Consider the following 1,246-nt stretch of genomic DNA (forward strand, 5'->3'; position numbering starts at 1 on the left):
GATTTTGGTGGCAATTTTTTACGATCGCTCTCCTACCCCTCTGAACGGTTACTAAATTTCTCCCCCTTCCCTGATAAGAAGGGGGCTGGGGGGTTAGGTCACGCTTGTCTTTTCCACATGACGTGAAAAGTCAGGTTATGCTGAAGGGAAACCCCGTAAATAAATTCAGGGCGGTAATGTAACTTTATCGTACCGCTTTTTACATAAGCTCGGTTCCTACCCAGAGGTGCAAGATCTGAGGCTACACAAACGAAGCTCTTCTTGTACGAACTTAGGACAAATTAAGGGTTTCAAAACCCAAGCCGCAGCGGGTTTCATCTGTGTACCCGCGATTTCAATCGAAGGCGTGCAAGATATGAAAAATTCCCAAAATGTTATGGTAACCAAAGCAAGCAGGTTTTAAAATCTTTCGTGGTGAAATAATACAGTGTAGTAAAGTGAGGGCTCAACCCTATCTGTGAAATGAGTGTATAAATAATGCTCTCGGATAGACTTGGGTTCATGTTCTTCAAATTGATTGTTTTCAAGCGCTTCAGGTTGGCTAGGAGCTTGGGTAGCTTTAATCAGGGCAACCAACTTTGACCACACTGTAGAAAAGGGATTTTGTAGATACCTCTGAATCAGTGATTTCTTTTCATTGCAAGGCAATTCTACTTCCTCTAAATTCTCATTGAGCCAATCATTCATATTCTTAGACATATGTGTTCTCCTTTGAGAGATTGAGTTTTGATGTATTTGGTTGAGTTGTGTTGTCTGTGTGGTCTTGTGTTTCTTCAATTCATCGGAATGCACCTGACGCTATCACGCTAGAAGTCTAGGACTACACGTACTAAGTACACGTCACCATACAAGAGGGTTCGGAATTCGGCTGAGGAATAAATTATTGTCCAGAGTTGTCAACATTTTGATTTCCGACCCCGATTAATGACGAGTTGTACTAACTCCCCCTGCCAAGACGAGCGAAAAGTCATGGTTTTCAAAGCCTGCCTCTGCAGGCTTTATTCGTCGTGACCCACCTTTCTAAAGCTTGTCATTACTCAGATCTTGCACCAATAAAAATTGATTTAATTTAATTACTCCGTATTAAATTAAAAGCCTTAATTTAGCGATAAAAACCGATAAAAATCAGGTAGCCTTATCGCGCATCTTTTTAGCTTATACGGTTTTTTACGGTTAGGTGCAAGATCTGAGATTACCAACATATTTTAAAGTGAGGTAGGGGTGTAATAGAGTCAGAGTATGAAGT

General features: G+C 40.9%; 1 protein-coding gene. It reads right to left on the reverse strand.

The annotated features are described in order from the left end of the window. Positions 1-399: 399 nt before the first annotated feature. Positions 400-699, reverse strand: coding sequence for a hypothetical protein (locus tag ACM0OZ_RS48900; RefSeq protein ID WP_414590168.1), 300 nt, complete (start codon positions 697-699; stop codon positions 400-402). Positions 700-1,246 lie beyond the last annotated feature (547 nt).

This window comes from Scytonema sp. PCC 10023 (assembly GCF_963920835.1).
In the GTDB taxonomy this organism is placed as follows: domain Bacteria; phylum Cyanobacteriota; class Cyanobacteriia; order Cyanobacteriales; family Nostocaceae; genus Kalymmatonema.

Bases quoted from the DNA above. Each gene is read 5' to 3' on its own strand.
- ACM0OZ_RS48900 (WP_414590168.1), bottom strand. From the start codon at position 699: ATGTCTAAGAATATGAATGATTGGCTCAATGAGAATTTAGAGGAAGTA.